The sequence below is a fragment of the Pseudoroseicyclus tamaricis genome, assembly GCF_012070395.1.
Lineage (GTDB): Bacteria > Pseudomonadota > Alphaproteobacteria > Rhodobacterales > Rhodobacteraceae > Pseudoroseicyclus_A > Pseudoroseicyclus_A tamaricis.
Genome location: NZ_JAAFYS010000004.1, coordinates 196,229 through 215,860 on the forward strand (window position 1 = coordinate 196,229; position 19,632 = coordinate 215,860).

A 19,632-nucleotide genomic window follows, 5' to 3' on the forward strand; every position below is an offset into this window, starting at 1 on the left:
TTCCGTTTGTCGGTACCCCAGCAATGCTGCGGTTTCACGACGGGCGTTAGATGTTTCTTCACCTACTTTCCCACGTCACGCGTTGCTGCATAACGAATAAGCAGGCTTAATCAAGTGTGTCGCGCCGGTAAGCGAAACCTCTATCGCCATCGACGCTGCAGTGCCGCATCAGAGCCTCCCAAAGAGTGGTGCGCCCACGGGAGCCGGCAAGCACTCAGGACTAAAATTTTCTACAAAGTAGTCAGATCAACTCCCCCGGCCCTGTTGCAGCGGCCTTTCGCGCTCATCACACAAGCCCGTGAGGTCGGCCGACGTTTACTTCTTGGTAGGATCATGCCCTCTAAAAATTTAGCAAACGTTAACAAAAAAGCGCCCCGACGTGGTTAACAAACGGCGGTGACTCGGGGCTGGAGGCCCGGCGCGCCCACCTTGGCCCCGGCACTTGGCGCGGCCCAAGCTTCGGCGGCGATGTCTCGCTGCACATGCAGTCGCGGCAATGCAGCAATTCCGGCGGGCCCACCGCCGCGAACTTCACCCGCTACCAGCCTTGCAATCGAGCAACGGCAGGGCCCGCCTTTCCCGGCGCAAGGGCCAATAGGCGCAATGCCGCAAAACCGGGCGGAACTATGGGAGGCGCTGGTGCCCGCGGCCGGACTCGAACCGGCACGGCCGAAGCCAAGGGATTTTAAGTCCCCGATGTCTACCAATTCCACCACGCGGGCGCCGGCCCTCGTGGTAGGCGAGCCGCAAGCCCGAGGCAAGAAAGCAGCCGCGCCGCCGGCTCAGATATCCTTGCCCGGCAGCTCCCGCAGCAGCCGCCGCTCCGCCAGCCACGGGTTCAGCGCCAGAGCCTGGCGCAGCACGATCTGCGCCTCCACCTGCCGGCCGAGCCCCATCAGAGTCAGCGCCTTGCCGCTGAGCGCGCCGATGTGCCTCGGCGCCAGCTCCAGCGCCCGGTCGAGATCCTGCAGGGCGGCGGCGAAATCCGCGCCGAGGTAGGCGGCGAAGGCGCGCTGGTTATAGCCCTCGGCATAGGCCGGGCAGTAGGCGACGAGCCGGTCGAAGATCTCACGCGCGGAGGGCACGTCAAAGGCGGCGCGCGCCTCCATCCCCTCGTCGAGCAGGGCCTGGGCGCGGGCATCCGGAGCCTCCATCCGCAGTGCCCAGAGCTCGGCGGCAATCGCCTGAGCCTCCGCCCCGCTGCGGGAGGCGGAGAGCGACTCCAGCAGACGGGCGATCTCCTCCCCATGGTCGGGCGCCGCGGGGCAACCCTGCGCGAGCAAAGGGCCGGCGAGGAGCGACAGGGCGAGGGGCATGGCAAGGCGGCGCATGGGCGAAAGGCTGCGCCCGCCCCTCCCCTTGCGTCAAGTCACCTCGGCGCGAGTCGCCCCGGCGCCAGCGCCGCTTGACCGCCCGTCGCGGGCGCGGGAATGCTGGGCGCCATGTTTCCCATCCGCGACCACAACCCCTCCGAGCGCACGCCCTACGTCACCTGGGTGCTGATGGCCGCCAATATCGGCGTCTGGCTGCTGCAGATGGCCATGGTGCAGAGCGACGAGGCGCTGGCGTTCCTCTACTACAACTACGCGATGATCCCGGCTCGCATCACGAATGGCGAGGCGTATCACACCCTCCTCACCTCGATCTTCCTGCACGCGGGGTTCATGCACCTCGCCGGCAACATGCTGTTCCTGTGGATCTTCGGCGACAACCTGGAAGACCAGATGGGTCACGGCCCCTTCCTGCTCTTCTACCTCGCCGCCGGGGTGGGCGCCGGGCTGGCGCAGTTCCTCGCTGCGCCGTGGAGCCCGATTCCCACCGTCGGCGCCTCCGGCGCCATCGCCGGGGTGATGGGCGGCTACCTCCTGCTCTTCCCGCGGGCGCGCGTGGACATGCTGCTGTTCCTCGTCTTCATCATCCGCATCTTCCGCTGGCCGGCCTGGGTGATGCTGATCGTCTGGTTCGGCATCCAGCTCGTCTCCGGCGTCGGCGCGCCGGCCGATCAGGGCGGCGTCGCCTACTGGGCGCATGCCGGCGGCTTCGCCCTCGGGCTGGTGCTGACGCTGCCGGTCTTCCTGCGCCGCGGCGGGCCGGCCTTCTGGAGCCGCACCCATGGCGAGCCGCCGCACCCCGAGGCGCGCTACAAGCTGGAGCGTACAAGCGTGCCGCGGGTCACGCGGCGCCGCTAGGCGTTGCGGACAAGCTTGGAGAAGCGTTCGAAGGTGCCGGCATTGGCGGCGATCAGGGCGCCGGTCTCCAGCACCTCCGTCCCCTCGCGGATCGGCTCGACGAAGCCGCCCGCCTCCGTCACCAGAAGCATGCCGGCGGCGATGTCCCACGCCTTCAGCTCCCGCTCCCAGTAGCCGTCGTAGCGGCCGGCGGCGACATAGGCGAGGTCCAGCGCGGCGGAGCCGAAGCGCCGCACGCCCGCCGTCTCGGGCAGGATGCGGGCGAGATCCTGCAGCGAGGCCGGAAGCGTCCGCTTGGCGGCGAAGGGCAGGCCCGTCGCGTAGATGCACTCGATCAGCCGCGTGCGGCCGGAGACGCGCAGGCGCGACTCGTTCATCCACGCCCCCTCGCCCCGCTCGGCCCAGAAGAGCTCGTCCTTGGCCGGGTCGTAGACCACGCCCGAGACGATGCGCCCCTTGTGCTCCAGCGCGATGGAGACGGCCCAGTGCGGCAGGCCGTGCAGGTAGTTCGTGGTGCCGTCGAGCGGGTCGACGATCCAGCGGCGCGTCGGGTCCTCGCCGTCCTCCTCCCCGCCTTCCTCGCCGAGGAAGCCGTAGGAGGGGCGCGCCTCGCGCAGCATCTTGCGGATCGTCTCCTCCGCCGCCCGGTCGGCGCGGGTGACGAAGTCCCCCGGCCCCTTGGCGGAGACCTGCAGCTGCTCGACCTCGCGGAAATCCTTGACCAGCTGGCGCCCCGCCGTGCGGGCGGCACGCTGCATCACGTTCATGTTGGCACTGGCCGCCATGGCGAGGCTCCGTCTTGCTGGGTGGATCGATCAGCCCCGGCCTATAGGGGCAGGGGCGCGCGTGGGCAAGCAGGCAGGGCTGGGTGCGCGGCGGGCCTGCGCCGGGGGCGATACGTCATGGAACATGGCACAAACCCGGCAAATTGTAGGTATACCCTTGGCTGATCGCGACTTCCCCGCAACAGATGCCGGACCGCGCGGGGGTGCGTCCGTCGGCGGGGCGTTTGTTGTTGCGAGGTGGGCGCGCCGGCGCGAAGACGTAGATGTAAATTGAAATGGTGGCGGTCAGACGCTGCCGCCTTCCGCGGCCGACCGGTAAATGCTTCGCAGACTGTACGAGAATCTTCGGCACGAAACGCGCTTTGTCATTCACATCGCGGCGAGGGATGTCCTGAAGCGCCTCGCCTCCATGGCGCTGATCCTCGCCGTCTGCATCTTCGGCGGTGTCCACTGGATCGCCGTGGCCATCATCGCCTCGATCACCATCGGGGGAGAGATCATCGCCCTGATCCTGCACAAGCGGCGGCCCGAGCGCGAGCAGGACATGTCCTTCGGCTTCGTCATCTCGATGTGGTGGACGAACATCGCCACCACCATCGCCTTCCTCTGGCCGGCGGTGCTGCTCGCGAGTGAGCCCTCCATCGCGCTGCTGCTCGGCGGCTTCATGTGGATGTTCGGCGTCTACGTGCACATCTCCAACAGCTACGTCGCGCTGCCGCTCTACAACTGGTCGATGATGATCCCCTCCTTCGGCGCCGCGGCGGCGGTGCTCGCGGCGGCGATCGAGACGACCTACCAGCCCGGCGGCAGCGCCGAATGGTGGGTCGCCGGGGCGCTGATGATCGTCTACGCGGCGAACACCTTCGAGACGATGACGATGCAGAAGGACACCCAGCGCGCCCTCGCGGCGGCGCGGGCGGAGGCCAATGCACGGCTGCGGGCGCTGGAGCACATGACGCGGCACGACGGCCTCACCGGCTTGCTCACCCGCCGCGCCTTTGACGAGGCGCTGGCCCGCCGGCTCAGCCCGGCGCGCGGCAAGCCGCAGGGCGCCGTCTACCTGATCGATCTCGACGGGTTCAAACCGATCAATGACAGCTTCTCCCACGAGGCCGGCGACCGGGTGCTCATCGCCATCTCCGCCCGGATGCGCGAGCTGGCGGGGCCCGACGGGCTGTCGGCCCGCTTCGGCGGCGACGAGTTCGCGCTCGCCCTGCCCGGCATCACCGATGCCGAGGAGGCGGAGGCCTTCGCCCTCTCCCTCGCCCGCCGGCTGGAGGCGCCGATCGAGTTCCGCGGCAAGTTCCTGCGGGTGACGGCCTCCATCGGCATCGCCATAGCCGGCGAGGGGCTCTCCACCGTCTCCGCCGTCTGCGCCGCCGCCGATCAGGCGATGTACCGCGCCAAGTCGGATACCGAGGCGCGCTCGGTGCTCTACGACCCCTCGCATTTTCGCCCCCGCCCCTCCCTACAGGAGCGTCAGGCCGTCATCGAGGCGCTGCAGGCCGGCGACATCCGCCCGTGGTACCAGCCGAAGGTGCGGCTCGACAGCGGCGAGATCGTCGGCTTCGAGGCGCTGGCCCGCTGGGAGGATGGCGAGCGCGGCGTCCTCCTGCCCGGGCGCTTCCTGCCCCTGATCAACGAGTTCGGCCTGCAGGGCGACTTCCTGCACTGCATCGCCAGCCACGTGCTGGCCGATGTCGCCTCGCTGTTGAAAGAGGGGCTGGACCCAGGGCGCGTCTCGCTCAACGTGCCGGAGGTAGCGCTGGCCACCCTCTCCGGCCGGCAGGAGCTGCAGCGCCTGCTCGATGACGCACCGGAGGCGGCGCGCCATATCACCTTCGAGATCACCGAGGACGTGTTCATCGCCCGCGCCGGATCGATGATCCAGAAGAGCGTGGCGGAGTTCCGGCGGGCCGGCGTGCGCATCAGCCTCGACGATTTCGGCACCGGCTTCGCCAGCTTCCAGCACCTGCGGCAGCTGGAGTTCGATGAGCTGAAGATCGACATGAGCTTCGTGCAGGGGCTGGGGGTGGACCCGTCGGTGGAGGTTCTCCTCGCCGGCTTCCTGCAGATCGCCGGCGGCCTCGGCGTCTCCGTCATCGCCGAAGGGGTGGAGACGGACGACCAGCGCGCCCAGCTCCTGCGCCTCGGCTGCGTCTTCGGCCAGGGATGGCGCTTCGGCCGCGCCGCGCCGCTGGAAGAGGCCCGCATCCGCCTCTTCGCCGAAATGAGCCGCCCCTACGGCACCACCGCCTGAGGGCCGGGGCCATTCGCGCCCTCGCCCCGTAGGGTGGGTTTCCAACCCACCTCCCCGCCCATCACCCCGCCCTCAACTCTCGGGCGCAGGGCGAGCGCCTGCCCGTGGGGTGGCGCCCCGACATTGCCGCTGTGCGCTTTATGCCTGCCAAACCCCTCCCCGATCCGGGCGGGGCACCAAGCCCCACCAGAGCGCCAGCCCGCCGGGACGGGCAGGCGCTCGCCCTGCGCCTTTGGCGCGTACCGGGCGGGGGAAAAGCTCGAGCGTTGTGAGGCGCGCGCAAGATGGGGTCTCTCCCACCACCAGCGACACGCCCCAAGGCAGGCCCTGGCGCGCGGGGTGGGTGGGCGGGACCGCGGCAGGGCCTGCCGACGTCGCCCACCGGGCCGAAACGCAAGACGGGAGGGAGGATGGTAGCGGTGCAGGGACTCGAACCCCGGACACACGGATTATGATTCCGTTGCTCTAACCAACTGAGCTACACCGCCGAACCGCGCGCGTCTTACGGCAGCGGCCGGCGCCGCGCAACCCTCTTTCGCCGCCGCCCGCTTCGGGCCATGACGGTCCGCGGGAGGGACAAGACATGACATATCTCGACGCGGCGGCCGCGATCGTCGGCCCCACGCAGATCCTCACCGGCGAGGCCCTCGCGCCCTGGCGGCGGGACTGGACGGGGCAGTATCTCTCCGACCCCGCCGGCCTCGTCCGTCCCGGCTCGACGGCGGAGGTCTCCGCCCTCCTCGCCCTCGCCAGCCGCCACGGTCAGGCCATCGTCCCCGTCTCCGGCGCCACGGGCCTCACCGGCGGCGCCGTGGCGGGGCCGGAGGCGGTGCTGCTCTCCACCGAACGGCTCTCCACCATCCGCTCCATCTCCGCCGCCGAGCGGACGGCGGAGGTCGAGGCGGGCGTCGTCCTCTCCACCCTCCACGCCGCGGCGGAGGAGGAGGGTCTCCTCTACCCCGTCACCTTCGGCGCGCGGGGGTCGGCACGGATCGGCGGCCTCCTCGCCACCAATGCCGGCGGCTCCAACGTGCTCGCCTATGGCAACACGCGCGACACCTGCCTCGGGATCGAGGCGGTGCTGCCGGACGGGCGGGTGCTGAGCCTGATGTCGGCGCTCCACAAGGACAACTCGGGCCTCAACCTCCGCCACCTGATGATCGGCTCCGAGGGGCAGCTCGGCATCATCACCGCCGCCGTGCTCAAGCTCGTCCCCGCCCCGCGCATCCGTGCCACGGCGATGCTCGCCCCGCGGGATCTCGCTGCCGCGCTGACGCTCCTCAACCGCCTGCAGGACGAGACCGGGGGCAAGGTCGTCGCATGCGAATACATGCCGGACATCTATATCGCCGGCCACCTGCGCTACGTCGCCGGCGCACGTGAGCCCTTCGGGCAGCGCCACGCCCACAACGTCATGATCGAGCTCGCCTCCCCCTCCGCCGCCGATGCCGCGCCGGGGGAGGACGGCCAGCCCCGCCTCTCCGCCCAGCTGGAGGCGCTGCTCGCCGGCGCGCTGGAGGAGGGGCTGATCCTCGATGCCACCATCGCCCAGTCGGAGGCGCAACGGGCCGAGATGTGGGCGCGGCGCGAGTCGGCGGCGGAGTTGACCTTCGCCCGCCGCCCCTTTGTCGATTGCGACATCGCCGTGCCACTGGCGCAGGTCGCGGCCTTCCTGCAGCTGATCCGCCAGCGGGTCAGGGCGCTGGTGCCGGGGGCGGAGGACATGGTCGTCGCCCATCTCGGCGACGGCAACATCCACTACACCATCTACCCCGGCGAGGCCGGCCTGGCGCAGGCGGCGGAGCTGCGGGCGCTGGTGGATGGCACGGCCGTGGAGCTTGGCGGCTCCTTCTCCGCCGAGCACGGAATCGGCCTCTCCAAGCTGCCGGCGATGCGGGCGGTGAAGGACCCGGTGGCGGTGGAGACGATGCGCGCCATCAAGGCCGCGCTCGACCCGGCGGGCTTACTGAACGCCGGCAAGACAATTCCCTGACGCAGGGGCAACTAAATGCTAGGCGGAGGGCCATTGCTCCGCTAGCGTGGTGGGAGTTGATCCAAAGTGTATTGATTACCAGTTCCCATGACCCCGGAGATCCTTCGCGTCTTTCGCCCGCGTCTCCCACCGGCCACCGAGGTCGCCGCCTATCTCGCGCGCGCTGACGAAGACAGGCACTACACCAACCGCGGTACCCTCGTGCTGGAGCTGGAGGCCCGGCTCGCCCGGCTCTTCGGCGTCAATCGCCACGGCGTGCGCACCGCCTCTTCCGGCACCGCGGCGCTTGAGGTCGCCATCCTCGCCCATGCCGGCCGGGCGGAGGAGCGCCGGCTGGCGCTGATGCCCTCCTTCACCTTCGCCGCCACCGCCATCGCGGCGGAGCGCTGCGGCTACATCCCCCATTTCGTCGACATCTCGCCCGAGACATGGGCGCTGGACCCCGACGCGCTCCTCCACCACCCGCGCATCGAGGAGGCGGGGCTCATCCTCTCCGTCGCGCCCTTCGGGCGCCTGCCCGACGTCGCGGCGCTGGAGCGTCTGCAGGCGGCGGCGCGTGTGCCCGTGGTGCTGGATGCCGCCGCGGGGTTCGGGGCGCTGGCCGACGGGCGGGCGCAGGTGAGCGGGGCGGTGCCGATCTGCCTGAGCTGCCACGCCACCAAGGGTTTCTCCACCGGCGAGGGCGGCGCCGTGCTCTGGGACAACGCCCCCGGGCAGGCGCGGGTGGAGCAGGCAGCCAATTTCGGCTTCCTCGGCTCCCGGCAGGCGCAGATGGCCGGCACCAATGCCAAGCTCAGCAAGTATCATGCCGCCGTGGGCCTCGCGATGCTCGATGGGCGGACGGAGCGGCAGCGCGCCAATGCCGCCGTCACCGCCGCCTACCGCGAGGCGGCGGGGGCGGCGGAGCTGCCCGGCTGCCTGCACCTCGCCCCCGACATCTCGCCCGCCTATGCCCTCTTCGAGGCGCCCAGCCCCGCCGTCGCCGCGCGCCTTCAGGCCCGGCTGACCGGCGCGCTGGTGGAAACCCGCGCCTGGTACGAGGCCGGGCTCGCCGTGCAGCCGTGGTTCCAGCGCTACGGGGCGGACAGGCTGCCGGTGACAGACTCGCTCGCCCCCCGGCTCTTCGGCCTGCCCATCGCGCATGACCTGCCGGAGGAGAAGATCGGCCTCGTGCTCGATCTCATCGCCGAACGCGGCGCGGAAAGGGGCTACGCGTGAGCGACATCGTCATGTTCGGCGCCGGCGCGATGGCTGAGGTGCTGGAGGTCTACCTGCAACGCCACTCCGACCACCGCATCGTCGGCTACACGCTCGACGCCGCCTACCGGACAACTACCTCTCCTCGATGACCGTCGCCGCCTTCGAGGACATGGGCTACGACACCATCTGGGATGCGTCGGATCCGCTCGCCCCCATCCCGCAGCTGGACGACCTGCTCGTCGCCTGATCCGGGCTTGCCTGTCGCAACGCCGCTCCCCCGGGGGGCGGCGTTCATCTTTTCTTCACCGCGGCACGGTGGGGTCAGAGCCGGGTCACCCCCGCCGCCTATGCCTCGGTCCGACCTCCCATCGGACCGAAGGTGAAGCCCCATGACCCAGACGTCGCCCCGGCTCTCGCTGCCCTACCTGCAGGCGGCTCAGGCGCAAAAGCATGTCACCCACAACGAGGCGCTGCAGATCCTCGACGCGCTCGTCGGCCTCGGCGTGGCGAGCTTCGACGCCGCCTCGCCCCCCGCCAGCCCCGAGGAGGGCGAGGTCCACGCCCTCGGGTCCGCCCCCACCGGCGCCTGGGAGGGCCGCGCCGGGCAGCTCGCGCTCTTTGCCAATGGCGGCTGGCTCTTCGTCGCGCCGCAGGAGGGCTGGCTGGCCTGGGATATTTCCGCCGCCGCTTTCCGCCTCTTCTCCGCCGGTGCCTGGGCGCCCTGGGTCGCCGAAAGCCAGAACCTCGCCGGCCTCGGCATCGGCACCACGTGGAACGCGGGCAACCGCCTCTCCGTCGCCTCCGACGCGGCGCTCTTCAGCCATGCCGGCGGCGGGCACCAGCGGAAGGTCAACAAGGCGGCCGCCGGCGAGACGGCGAGCCTGCTCTTCCAGTCCGACTGGATGGGGCGGGCGGAGATGGGGCTCGCCGGCTCCAACGCCTTTTCCATCAAGGTCAGCCCCGATGGCAGCGCCTGGCACACGGGGCTCACCTTCACCGGCACCGGCATCGCCGCCCTGCTGGCCGGCACCACGATCGACGGCGCCGAGGCCTATCACCGCGCCAATATCCTCGCCCCCGTCGGCCTCGCCGCCGGATCCCCGACCGGCGGCGTCATCGAGCGCGGCTCCGGTGCCGGCGGCGAGTGGGCCCGCTTCGCCGACGGCACCCAGCTCTGCTGGACGACCGACCTCTCCGCGCCCGACATCGCCACCACCGACGGCGCCCTCCACCGCTCCGCCGATATCTCATGGACCTTCCCCTCCGCCTTCTCCGCCCCTCCCGCCGTCACCGCCGGCCAGACCTCCCACCCCGGCGCCTGGTCCACGACCAGCGCCGTCACCGCCACCGGCGCCACCGCCCGCCTCCACGCCGCCACCAGCACCGCCGGCCCCGTCACCTTCGCCCTCACGGCCCTCGGCCGCTGGGACTGATCCGCCCCTTTCATCTGGCCTCAAATACCTCGGGGGGTCCGGGGGGCCGCGCCCCCCGGCTGCCCTCTTCCCCGCTGCCCACCGCCACCCATCCGGGCGCAAAGGCAGGCCCCGGCACGCGGGGTGGACGGGCGGGAGCGCGCCGGGGCCTGCCGGCCCGCCAAGCATCTGGACGCCTCCGCTCCCCTGCCCTACCCCTGTTCCCGGACCATCAGGCGGAGTGGACAATGGCACCAAAGTTCGGAACGAGCGGCCTGCGCGGGCTGGTCACGGAACTCACGGACGATCTCGTCGGCGCACACGTGGCCGCTTTCGTGCGCGCCTGTGAGACGGGCACCGGCCTTTACGTCGGGCGCGACTACCGCTCCTCCTCGCCCGCAATTTCGGATTCCGTCACCCGCGCCGCCCGCGCCATGGGCCTTCGCGTCACCGACTGCGGCGCCGTCCCCACCCCCGCCCTCGCCCTCGCGGCGATGGAGGCGGGGGCCTGCGCGGTGATGGTCACCGGCTCCCACATTCCGGCGGATCGCAACGGGTTGAAGTTCTACACCCCCACCGGCGAGATCACGAAGGAGGACGAGGCCGCCATCCTCTCCGAGCTCTCCGAGGCGCCCTCCGGCGAGGGCCCCGAGCCGATCGCCGCGCCCGGCGCCGGGCGCGCCTATCTCGCCCGCTACACCCGCGCCTATGGCCCGGCGGCGCTGGAGGGTCTGCGCATCGGCCTCTACGCCCATTCCGCCGTCGGGCGGGACCTGCTGCACTCCTGCCTCACCGCCCTCGGCGCCGAGGTGACGGAGCTGGCGCGCGCCGAGCACTTCATCCCCGTCGACACCGAGGCCGTCTCGGCCGAGCTCCGCCACAACCTGCGGGACTGGGCCTCCGCCGGCAGTCTCGACGCCATCGTCTCCACCGACGGCGACGGCGACCGCCCGCTGCTGGCCGACGCCACCGGCCGCGTCATCCCCGGCGACATCCTCGGCCAGATCACGGCGCAGAGCCTCGGGGCGGAGATCGTCGTCACCCCCGTCTCCTCCAACACCGGCGCCGAGGCCTCCGGCGCCTTCACCGAGGTCATCCGCACCCGTATCGGCTCGCCTTACGTGATTGCCGGCATGGCGCGGGCGGGCGGCCGGGTCGTCGGCTACGAGGCCAACGGCGGTTTTCTCCTCGGATTCGACGCCGAGGGCCCCGCCGGCGCCCTCCCCCGCCTGATGACGCGCGACGCCCTCCTGCCCCTGATCGCCCCGCTCGCGGCGGCGAAGGCTGCCGGCCAGTCGGTCGCAGAGCGCGCCGCGGCCGAGCCGGCCCGCTTCACCGCCGCCGACCGCCTGCAGGAGATGCCCTCGGGCCGCTCGCAAGCCTTCCTGCGCCAGCTGCGCACCGATCCCGCAGCCCGCAGCGACCTCTTGGCGGACCTCAACGAGACCGAGAAGGCCCTCGACGAAACCGACGGCCTCCGCCTCACCCTCGCCTCCGGCCGCATCCTCCACCTGCGCCCCTCCGGCAACGCCCCGGAGTTCCGCGTCTACGCAGAAGCGGACACGCCGGAGGCGGCGGAGCAGCTCATGCACCGGGCCTTCGATCTGCTGAAACAGCGCGTCTAGGGGGCCAGCCCCCTCGGCCTTCGGCCTCACCCCCGGAGTACTTGAAAAAGGGCGAGCACAAGACGCGTCCCTGCTCTCGCCCTTTTCGAAATACTCCGGGGGTTTGGGGGCAGCGCCCCCAACACCCTCAATGGAATGCGCCGCAGGCGCTCCGCTTACCCGCCGTAGAAGCCGCGCACCGCCGCGATCACCGCCTCCGTCTGCGCCTCGCTCTGGTGCGGCCCGATGGGCAGCGACAGGATCTCGCCGCAGAGCCGGTCGGCGGGGGAGCCGGCGGCGGGGCCGGCCCCGGCGAAGGGGGGGAAGCGGTAGACGGGCCGCGGGTAGTGGATCTGCGTCTGCACCCCCTCCCCCTCGAGATGCGCGGCCAGCCGGTCCCGCTCCGCCGCGCGGACGACGTAGAGATGCCAGACCGGCGCCCCCGCCCCCTCCGGCAGCGCCAGCCCGTCGATCCCCGCCAGCCCCTCGCGGTAGCGGGCCGCGATGGCGCGGCGGGCGCTGTTGGCGGCGTCCAGGCGGGCGAGGCGCATGGAGAGGATCATCGCCTGCAGCGGATCGAGGCGGGAGTTCCGTCCCGCCTCGTCATGCTCGTACTTCCGCTCCGAGCCGTAGTTGCGCAGCCGCCGCGCCTGTGCCGCGAGGCCCGCATCGGAGGTCACCAGCGCCCCGCCATCGCCCAGCGCGCCGAGGTTCTTGGCCGGGTAGAAGGAGAAGGCGGCGGCGCGCCCGAAGCTGCCGGCCCGGCCGCCGTCCCGCTCCGCCCCGTGGGCCTGCGCGGCATCCTCGATCACCGTCAGCCCGTGCGCCTCCGCCAGCTGCAGGATCCCCGCCATGGGCGCCACCTCTCCGTAAAGGTGCACCGGCACGATCGCCCGCGTCCGCTCCGTCAGCGCCGCGGCGAAGTCCTCCGCGCCGGCGTTGTAGCCGCCCGCCTCCGGCTCGGCGGGCACCGGGGTCGCCCCCACCATGCGCACCGCCAGCCATGTGGCGATGAAGGTATGTGCCGGCACCAGCACCTCGTCCCCCGGCCCCACACCCGCCGCCTCCAGCGCGATGGCCAGCGCGTCGAGCCCGTTGCCGGTGCCGACGCCCTCGGCTGCGCCGCAGTAGCGGGCGAAGGCGGCCTCGAAGGCCTCCACCTCGGGGCCGAGGATGTAGCGGCCGCTCTCGAGGAACCGCGCCCAGATCGCATCGAGCTCGGCGCGCTCCTCGGCCGCGGCGGCGGCGAGGTCGAGGAATGGGATGGTCATGCGAGCTCCTCCAGAGCGGCGGCGAGACGATCCGGCGCGAAGTGGAGCGGCCGGTTGTAGGGCAGGCCCGGCGCGGCCGGATCAGGCGTGCCGGGGAGCACCAGCACCCGCTGGCCCAGCGCCTCCTGCACGGCGGTCAGAGCCGGGGTCTCCTCCAGCTCGGGGTTGTGGAGGATCAGGCTCCGCTGCCCCGCCCGCCCGAAGAGCTGCGCCTGCAACAGCTGCGAGCCCGCGGCCCCGGCGACGACCTCCGCCGCCCGCAGCCGCTGCCCCAGCACCTCCCAGAAGCCCGCCCAGTCGGTCGAGGGGCCGATCGCCAGCCCCTCCTGCCGTCCCGCCTTGCGCAGGTCCTTCGCTCTCGCGCGGGCGGGAGGCGGCCCGTCAGGGCCGACGACGGCCAGCGCGTCGCGGCGGATCAGCCGGGCGCCAAGCCGGTGCAGCGCCCAGAGGTCCTCCTCCGCCGGCGCGCGGTGATAGATGGCGGGCACGCATTTGTAGACGAGACGGGAGAGCCCCGCCTCCCGCCCCGCCAGCGCCACCGCCTCCAGCGCCGCCAGCACATCCGTCAGCCCCGCCTCGGGCGCCGTCACGAGGCCGCCATAGGTCAGCCCGCCATGGCTGACGAGCGCCTCGCCGTCGCGGTTGGCGGGCAAGAGCGCCAGCGTCCGCCCGTCCTTCTCGATGACGAGGGAGGCGTCGGTGAAGCGATCCGCATGGTAATCCATGTAGCCGCGGTCGAAGAGGAAGGTGCCGTTGCGGCTGGCGGCGACGAAGGCGTTCCACCCCGCCGTATCCTCCGGACGGTAGGGGCGGGCCGTCACGCTCATGGGCGCAGGATCAGAAGGTCCTCGCGCCGGTTCGAGACCGGCAATGCCGCCGGCTGCGGCATCAGGTAGGCGTCGAAGCCGGCCCCGCGCGCCCGCGCCATCATCCCCATCAGCACCCCGTCATCCAGCCGCGTCGGATCGCCCGCGAAGGGCGGCACCACCGGCGCGTCGTCGGTGCGCATGTAGGCGCGGTGGAAGGCGGCGCCGGCCTCGGAGGCGAGGAAGCGGCGCAGCTTGGAATGGTTCGCCACGTCGCCGATCAGCAGCGCCCCGCCGGGGGCGAGCAGCGACATCGCGTCATCCATGAAGCGGAATGGGTTCGCCTCGAAATAGACCGATTGCAGCACCCCGTAGGTGACGATGCCGTCCGCCCCGCCCGGCAGCGCCTCGCGCAGCGCCGCGAGGCTTTCGTCGGGGAAGCGCCCGGCGATGCGGGTGACGTGCTCCGCCTCGGGCAACAGCGCCAGCATCTCGGGGCTGTCGACGCTGATCAGCCGCTGCCCCCGCTCGCCCGTGCGCCTGATCATCTGCCGCGCCAGCTCTCCGCAGCCAGCGCCGATATCGACGATCGTCGTGCCCTCCCGCGTCAGCGCCGGGATCTTCGCCTCGAAATCGGCGAGGATCGCCGGCTCGAACCCGTCGCGGAAGCTGTCGGGGGAGCCGAGCTTCTCCGTCTCGCTGAGGCTGTCGTCCTGCGCCCGGGCGCGGAAGTTGGCGTAGGTCAGCTCGGCGAAGCGCGCCGCTGCATCCTTGCTGTCGTCCCGGCCGGGATCATGCGCCATCTGTCAGTCCCTGTCCCAGACGGGGCGCTGGTAGCCCAGGTGGCCGGCCGTCTCGTCGTCCCACCGGTTCTTGCGGAACATCATCTCGAAGCTGGAGCCACCGCTCGCCTTCGATGTCCGCAGCTCGCCCGTCGCCGCCTGCACCTTGTGGATCGCCGAGGCGGCGGGGACGTACCAGATCTTCTTGCCCAGCACCCGGCGGACAAGGTCGCAATAGAGCCAGTCGGAGCGGTAGTGACGCCCCAGCTCGGCATCGAGCGGCCCCGCCTCGTGCCAGACATCGCGGCGGACATAGACAGCGAAGAACGGCGCATAGACCAGCTCCACCGGCCCGCCATCATGGAGGAGCGGCACGTCGCCGAGGTTGTCGTGGTGGTGAGAGATGGTGACGTCGCAGCCGATGGTGCGGTCGCTCTCGGGCATGTGGGCCCGCATCGTCTCCTGCCCCGGGGGCAGCACCTGCCGGGGCACGGTGATGGCGGCCTTCGGCAGCTCGTCCGCCCCCCGCTGCAGCTCGTGCAGGGCGTTGCGGGCGAGGATGGCATCGTTGTTGAGGATCATCAGGTCGCGGTCCGCCTTCGCGATCTCCGCCCCCTGGTTGACGGCGTAGGAAAAGCCGAAGTTCGCCTCGTTCTCCACCAGCCTGATGCGCCGCTCGCTGGCCCTCTGGCGCAGGAACTCGACGCTCTCGCCGCCAGACTCGTTGTCGACGATGACGATCTCGAGGTCGCCGCGCACCCGCAGCTCCTCCATCGCCGCGAGGCATTCCTTGAGGTCCGGCAGCGCCCGCCAGTTGGGGATGACGGCGCTGACGGGCCTGTCGAGCGCGAAGGGCGCCTTCACCAGCGCGTCGGCCTTCCGGCTCATCAGCCGGTGGTTCACCTTGCGGGCATGGGGAGAGAGGGTGTGGTTGTCGGAGACGGCGTTCTCCGTCCGCCCGACGGAGTAGTGGCAGAGCGCCAGCGGGGCGGAGATCATCCGCCCCTCCTCCGACGCGCGCAGGACGAGATCATGATCGACGAAGCGGCGCAGCCCGGTATCGAAGCCGCCGACCTGTTGCAGCAGGTCGCGGCGCAGCATGAAGCAGTTGAGATCGGCGAAGTTGCGGTTCTCCAGCGCGCCGCGGTGGAAGTGGCCGTAGCGCAGGGCGGAGGGGGCGTTGTCGTCGCCCCGCCAGATCCAGAAGCCGGAATAGACGGCATCGGCATTGCCGGCGCGCATCGCGCCGAGCATCGCGGCGAGGTAGCGGCTGTCCCAGCTGTTGTCGCTGTCGAGATAAGCGACGACATCGCCGGTGGCGGCGCGGCCGCCGGCATTGCGGGCGGCGCTGTGCCCCTGGTTCTGCCCCAGCTCGATCAGGCGCAGCCGCGGGTCATCGAAGGCCCGCACGGCATCGGCGGAGCCGTCGTGGCTGCCATCGTCGACGACGATCAGCTCCAGCTCCGGCCACGTCTGCCCGAGGACGGAGCGGATGGCCTCGCCCACGATCTTCTCGCGGTTGTAGACGGGCATGACGACGGAGACGCGGGGCCGCTCCGCCGCGCCCAAAGCCTCGGCCGCGAAGCGGTCGGCCAGCCTGTCCATCTGCGCGAAGACGCGCTTCTGCGGCTCCTCGAACGGGGCGTGGATCATCGACTGCGTCATCGATGTGCGCAGGAAGTCGTCGAAGGAGCGGTAGCGGTTGCTCTGCACGTCCCAGGCGAACTCGCGCCGGGCGACGCGCACGCCGGTCTCGTCGTCGTAGAGCTCGACGACATGGGTCTTGCCGCGCAGGTGCCCGGTGGCGACGGTATGGCGGAAGGCGTGGTTGCCCTCGCCGATGCCGGCGCGCTGCAGGTCGAGGCGGAACATCGAGGCGAGGTAGCGCCAGCTCACCCCGTCGATCACCAGCCGCACCATGCGCGGTGCGGGGTCGCCCTTCATCGCCACCCAGCCGTTGACGATGGGCGTGCGCTTGTTGAGATCGAGCGCGCCGACCAGCCGCGGGGTGGTCTTGGGCGCGGCGGCGCTCTTCGGGCGGTTCTCCTCGGGCGGGAGCGGCTTGCGCCCCTCGGCCTTGCCGTGGCGGATGTAGTGGAGCAGCGCATTGGCGCGCGCGCGGCGCACGTCGGGATACTTGCGCAGGTACCATTCGCCCGAGAAGGCGGGCCCCGGATCCCGGCCGACCCGGCCGCCGATCAGCAGGTAGTGCCGCGCCGGCGAGATGTTCATGCGGTCCACGTCGGGGTAGCGGGCCCGGTACCACTCGGCATCGAAGAGGCCGGAGCGCTCCAGCTCCTCCTCGTCGCTCAGGGGCAGTGCCTCCGGCACCACCTCCGACAGCTCGATCTCGCCCTCGGCCATCAGGCGTTGTCCGCCACGGCCGGGTTCGGCGCCCGCCCCTCGGCGAGCCCGTAGTGGATGAAGTGCTCCAGCGGCGCGATGTCGGCTTTCGCGACGTCGGGATTGGTGGCGAGGTAATAGGCCTCGTCGAAGATCCCGGTCTGACGGACGGCATCGAGCAGGGCGTTCATCCGCCCGCCGCGCGAAACGCGCCGCCGCGTGCCGCCCGTGACGAGCGCCCCGACCAGCCTCAGCAGGGTCTGCCGCTCTGTCGCGGCTGACCGCTGCAGCCGCGCAAGTTGCTCCCGGACGTCGGCAAGCTCGGCGTCCGTCCGCGCAGATTGCTCCTCCCGGGCCCGCATCGCCTCGGAGGTCTCGGCCAGCCGCCGTTCCGCATCTTCGGCCTGCGCGGAGGCTTCGTCGGCCCGGCGGACGGCGTTGCCGCGGCTCTCTTCCATCTCCAGCAGCACGGCGGAGAAGTTGACAATCTCGTCGTAGCGACCCTTCAGATCCGCCTTCAGCTGGGCCTCGCGCTCCAGCCCTTCCTCCAGCCGCGGGCGCAGGTCCAGCAGCTCCTGCGCGGCGCGGGCGGCCTCGGGGGCGATGGCATCCATCTCCGCCTGCAGGGCCTTGTGCGCCTCGATCTGCTCGGCCAGCTCCTTGCGGGTGGTGTGGGTCTCCCACTCCGCTGCGCGCACCCGGTCGCCGTAGAGCAGCGCCTCGCGGGCCCGCAGCGTCATCGGGCCGAGGAAGGGTTCGGCAGCGCGCATTCCGGCGCGCGCCTCGTCCAGCACGCGGGTCCCCTCCTCGTCCAGCTCGCCGCTCTGCGCCCAGCGCTTGACGACGTCCCAGACGGGACCGAGCCATTCCGGCAGGTCGGGCCGGCCGGTGAGCGTGGCGTCCTCGGCGCGGTGATGGTGCAGCCGGCTGTCGACGGCGCGGGCGAGCTGGCCCGGATCGCCCTCCGACGGCCAGTCGAGGCCGAAGGTCTCGGCGATGCCGGTCAGCGCCGCCTCCGCCTCGCCGCCGATGACGGCGGCGTAGTCGACGATGCAGCGCCGCATGCCGCGCGTCGCCGCCTCGGCATCCAGCACGTGCGAGAGCCAGAGCAGGTGCCCGACCGGCGCCGGCAGGCGGTTGCGCTCCTCCAGCGACGTGGCGACCTCCAGCGGGTGGCGGACGACGATGATCGGCGCCACCTCCACCCCCTGCTCCTTCAGGATGGACAGCCAGAAGGGCGCGAGCCGGCAGATGCGCGGGTCCTTCAGCGTGAAGAGCGCCGAGTCGCCGAATTCCGAGCCGAGGTCGGCGGTGGCCTCCTCGCGGAAGCCCTCCGTCACCTCCGACGTCTCCCACCCCTCCGGGAGGCTGCGCCAGTCGTGCCAGTGGCCGCCCAGCGCCGCGAGGATCTCGTCGTTCAGGCTCTGGATCTTGCGGGATTCCCAGTGGCCGGCGGGGTTCGTCGGGCTGGCGCCGATGAGCGTCGCCGGCATGTCGGCCCCGAGCCCGCTGAGCAGCCGGGTGAACATCGACGTGCCCGACCGGTGCATCCCCAGCACGACGAGCACGCGCCGCGTCTCGGCGGCCTCAGCCCGCGTTTCGTTTTCGCTCTCGGCAGTCGACTGACGCATAAGTTATCCCGTTCCCCGAAAGGCGCGCGCGCCCTGCCCAGCACCCCGCTTCCCTAGTAGTGGCGCCCGTCCAGCCTCGCAAGCATTGCGCAAAAAAGCACCGCCCGCCGAGGAGGGGTGTTTCTTCCCGCTGGCAGGTTGAGTAATGCTGGCCTCCGGGGGCTGCCGCGCCCGGACAGGGAAAGTACGAGGGTCAGGGATGGTGACGGCCGCAACGCGCCGGGGGCGTGTGTTGAGAACGGGCCTGCCGCGCGCCGCGCTGCTCCTCGCCTGCCTCGCCGGATGCGCATTGCCCCGCGGCGCCGGCCTCACCAGCGAAGTCCTCGCAGCCGGCGCCTACACGACCGACGGCGAGGCGGTGCGCGATTTCTCCGTCGAGCCGGTGACGCGCGAGACGCTGCCCGTCTACGCCACTTGGCCCGCCCTCGGCGAGCCGGCGCTGAACTGGATCACCCGGCAGGCCGAGCCGGCAAACCGCATCATCGACACCGGCGACAGCATCGACATCACGATCTGGACGTCGGAGGAGAACTCGCTGATCACCGCGCCGGGCCAGCGCTACATGTCGATGGACGACCTCACCGTCTCCGCCTCCGGCGAGATCTTCCTGCCCTACGTGGGCGAAATCCGCATCTCCGGCATGAGCCCCGACCATGCGCGCGAGCGGGTGCAGGAGGCCTTCGCCTCCGTCACCCCCAACGCGCAGGTGCAGCTGGAGATGACGGAGGGGCCGCAGAGCACCGTCGCCCTCATCGGCGGCGTCTCCAGCCCCGGCGCCTACCCGATCCCCAACCAGGATTTCTCCATCCTCGAGCTTCTGGCCGAGGGCGGCGGGGTCTCCAACGCGCTGCGCAACCCGCAGGTGCGCCTGATGCGGGGCGAAAGCATCTACGGCACCTCGGCGGAGCGGCTCTTCGCCAACCCCGGGCTCGACACGACTCTCCGCCGCGGCGACCGTGTCGTGGTGCAGGAGGATGACCGCTACTTCCTCTCCCTCGGTGCCGCAGGGTCGGAATCCGTGCACGAGTTCACCAAGCAGGACCTGACCGCGCTGGAGGCGATGTCGATCATCGGTGGCGTCACCGACAGCCGCGCCAACCCGCAGGGCATCCTGATCCTGCGGGAATACCCCACCAGCGCTGTCGGGCCGGGCGCCGGGAGCCCGCCGATGACGCGGGTGGTCTTCACCATCGACCTGACGTCGGCGGACGGCCTCTTTTCCGCCGGGCGGTTCCGCATCTATTCCGGCGATCTCGTCTACGCGACGGAGAGCCCGCTCTCCTCGGCGCAGGCCATCATCTCCATCTTCGGCAGCGCCGTGACCCTGGCGGGCCGGCTCTGAGCCCTTGACTTGCG

15 protein-coding genes and 2 tRNA genes are annotated in these 19,632 nt (G+C 71.3%); 8 read left to right on the forward strand and 9 right to left on the reverse strand.

Translation table 11 applies throughout. The features are described 5' to 3' along the window. Positions 1–637 precede the first annotated feature (637 nt). Positions 638–722: transfer RNA gene (locus GY170_RS16750), tRNA-Leu, on the reverse strand. Between the two features lie 60 nt (positions 723–782). After that, positions 783–1,331, reverse strand: a complete 549-nt coding sequence (locus tag GY170_RS16755) for a tetratricopeptide repeat protein (protein WP_235924238.1) — start codon at positions 1,329–1,331, stop codon at positions 783–785. 111 nt (positions 1,332–1,442) lie between these two features. Here GY170_RS16755 and GY170_RS16760 point away from each other — a divergent pair, with 111 nt between their 5' ends. Next, positions 1,443–2,189 (forward strand): rhomboid family intramembrane serine protease, encoded by a 747-nt coding sequence (locus GY170_RS16760; RefSeq protein ID WP_163895743.1) that lies wholly within the window; start codon positions 1,443–1,445, stop codon positions 2,187–2,189. Here the strand turns inward: GY170_RS16760 and GY170_RS16765 are convergent. Continuing rightward, the gene (locus tag GY170_RS16765) at positions 2,186–2,974 is read right to left on the reverse strand and encodes an inositol monophosphatase family protein (protein WP_163895745.1); all 789 of its coding nucleotides are present in this window, start codon (positions 2,972–2,974) and stop codon (positions 2,186–2,188) included. The two genes, GY170_RS16760 and GY170_RS16765, sit on opposite strands and share 4 nt — an antisense overlap. Positions 2,975–3,293: 319 nt before the next feature. Between GY170_RS16765 and GY170_RS16770 the strand changes: the two genes are divergently transcribed. Next, entirely contained in the window at positions 3,294–5,234 is a 1,941-nt protein-coding gene (locus GY170_RS16770; RefSeq protein ID WP_163895747.1) for a putative bifunctional diguanylate cyclase/phosphodiesterase, read from the forward strand. 411 nt (positions 5,235–5,645) lie between these two features. Here the strand turns inward: GY170_RS16770 and GY170_RS16775 are convergent. After that, positions 5,646–5,722 (reverse strand) — tRNA-Met (locus tag GY170_RS16775). Positions 5,723–5,817: 95 nt separating this feature from the next. Here GY170_RS16775 and GY170_RS16780 point away from each other — a divergent pair. The 5 genes from GY170_RS16780 (at position 5,818) to GY170_RS16795 (ending at position 11,464) form a co-directional block, all read left to right on the forward strand. Next, entirely contained in the window at positions 5,818–7,227 is a 1,410-nt protein-coding gene (locus GY170_RS16780) for an FAD-binding oxidoreductase (protein ID WP_163895749.1), read from the forward strand. An 87-nt stretch (positions 7,228–7,314) separates the two neighbouring features. After that, complete coding sequence (locus GY170_RS16785) at positions 7,315–8,445, forward strand: DegT/DnrJ/EryC1/StrS family aminotransferase (RefSeq protein ID WP_163895751.1); 1,131 nt, start codon at positions 7,315–7,317, stop codon at positions 8,443–8,445. Further along, the gene (locus tag GY170_RS18620; protein ID WP_268895100.1) at positions 8,442–8,576 is read left to right on the forward strand and encodes a hypothetical protein; all 135 of its coding nucleotides are present in this window, start codon (positions 8,442–8,444) and stop codon (positions 8,574–8,576) included. The genes GY170_RS16785 and GY170_RS18620 overlap by 4 nt, the downstream gene beginning before the upstream one ends. 240 nt (positions 8,577–8,816) lie before the next feature. After that, positions 8,817–9,860 carry a DUF2793 domain-containing protein gene (locus GY170_RS16790; protein ID WP_163895753.1) on the forward strand — a complete coding sequence of 348 codons (1,044 nt, stop codon included), beginning with the start codon at positions 8,817–8,819 and terminating at the stop codon, positions 9,858–9,860. A gap of 227 nt (positions 9,861–10,087) precedes the next feature. Further along, a complete protein-coding gene (locus GY170_RS16795; RefSeq protein WP_163895755.1) occupies positions 10,088–11,464 on the forward strand; it encodes a phosphomannomutase in 1,377 nt (458 codons plus the stop codon). 155 nt (positions 11,465–11,619) lie between these two features. Here GY170_RS16795 and GY170_RS16800 read toward each other — a convergent pair whose 3' ends face one another. Genes GY170_RS16800 through GY170_RS16820 form a run of 5 tightly spaced genes read right to left on the reverse strand, consistent with a single transcriptional unit; the run spans position 11,620 to position 18,276 of the window. Continuing rightward, positions 11,620–12,714, reverse strand: a complete 1,095-nt coding sequence (locus GY170_RS16800) for a DegT/DnrJ/EryC1/StrS family aminotransferase (protein ID WP_163895756.1) — start codon at positions 12,712–12,714, stop codon at positions 11,620–11,622. Beyond that, the gene (locus GY170_RS16805; RefSeq protein ID WP_163895758.1) at positions 12,711–13,541 is read right to left on the reverse strand and encodes a GNAT family N-acetyltransferase; all 831 of its coding nucleotides are present in this window, start codon (positions 13,539–13,541) and stop codon (positions 12,711–12,713) included. The genes GY170_RS16800 and GY170_RS16805 overlap by 4 nt, the downstream gene beginning before the upstream one ends. Then, complete coding sequence (locus GY170_RS16810; RefSeq protein WP_163895760.1) at positions 13,538–14,323, reverse strand: class I SAM-dependent methyltransferase; 786 nt, start codon at positions 14,321–14,323, stop codon at positions 13,538–13,540. The genes GY170_RS16805 and GY170_RS16810 overlap by 4 nt, the downstream gene beginning before the upstream one ends. 3 nt (positions 14,324–14,326) lie before the next feature. After that, a complete protein-coding gene (locus GY170_RS16815; RefSeq protein ID WP_163895763.1) occupies positions 14,327–16,666 on the reverse strand; it encodes a glycosyltransferase in 2,340 nt (779 codons plus the stop codon). Next, positions 16,666–18,276, reverse strand: coding sequence for a sulfotransferase family protein (locus tag GY170_RS16820; RefSeq protein ID WP_163895765.1), 1,611 nt, complete (start codon positions 18,274–18,276; stop codon positions 16,666–16,668). Before GY170_RS16820 ends, GY170_RS16815 begins: the two co-directional genes overlap by 1 nt. A gap of 229 nt (positions 18,277–18,505) precedes the next feature. Between GY170_RS16820 and GY170_RS16825 the strand changes: the two genes are divergently transcribed. Further along, positions 18,506–19,618: a polysaccharide biosynthesis/export family protein gene (locus tag GY170_RS16825; protein WP_394351498.1), complete on the forward strand. Its 1,113-nt coding sequence runs from the start codon at positions 18,506–18,508 to the stop codon at positions 19,616–19,618. The last annotated feature ends 14 nt before the right edge of the window (positions 19,619–19,632 follow it).

What these genes read in the sequence shown, in the direction of transcription:
- GY170_RS16755 (WP_235924238.1), bottom strand. Translation starts at nt 1,331, where the DNA reads ATGCGCCGCCTTGCCATGCCCCTCGCCCTGTCGCTCCTCGCCGGCCCT.
- GY170_RS16760 (WP_163895743.1), top strand. Translation starts at nt 1,443, where the DNA reads ATGTTTCCCATCCGCGACCACAACCCCTCCGAGCGCACGCCCTACGTC.
- GY170_RS16765 (WP_163895745.1), bottom strand. Translation starts at nt 2,974, where the DNA reads ATGGCGGCCAGTGCCAACATGAACGTGATGCAGCGTGCCGCCCGCACG.
- GY170_RS16770 (WP_163895747.1), top strand. Translation starts at nt 3,294, where the DNA reads ATGCTTCGCAGACTGTACGAGAATCTTCGGCACGAAACGCGCTTTGTC.
- GY170_RS16780 (WP_163895749.1), top strand. Translation starts at nt 5,818, where the DNA reads ATGACATATCTCGACGCGGCGGCCGCGATCGTCGGCCCCACGCAGATC.
- GY170_RS16785 (WP_163895751.1), top strand. Translation starts at nt 7,315, where the DNA reads ATGACCCCGGAGATCCTTCGCGTCTTTCGCCCGCGTCTCCCACCGGCC.
- GY170_RS16790 (WP_163895753.1), top strand. Translation starts at nt 8,817, where the DNA reads ATGACCCAGACGTCGCCCCGGCTCTCGCTGCCCTACCTGCAGGCGGCT.
- GY170_RS16795 (WP_163895755.1), top strand. Translation starts at nt 10,088, where the DNA reads ATGGCACCAAAGTTCGGAACGAGCGGCCTGCGCGGGCTGGTCACGGAA.
- GY170_RS16800 (WP_163895756.1), bottom strand. Translation starts at nt 12,714, where the DNA reads ATGACCATCCCATTCCTCGACCTCGCCGCCGCCGCGGCCGAGGAGCGC.
- GY170_RS16805 (WP_163895758.1), bottom strand. Translation starts at nt 13,541, where the DNA reads ATGAGCGTGACGGCCCGCCCCTACCGTCCGGAGGATACGGCGGGGTGG.
- GY170_RS16810 (WP_163895760.1), bottom strand. Translation starts at nt 14,323, where the DNA reads ATGGCGCATGATCCCGGCCGGGACGACAGCAAGGATGCAGCGGCGCGC.
- GY170_RS16815 (WP_163895763.1), bottom strand. Translation starts at nt 16,666, where the DNA reads ATGGCCGAGGGCGAGATCGAGCTGTCGGAGGTGGTGCCGGAGGCACTG.
- GY170_RS16820 (WP_163895765.1), bottom strand. Translation starts at nt 18,276, where the DNA reads ATGCGTCAGTCGACTGCCGAGAGCGAAAACGAAACGCGGGCTGAGGCC.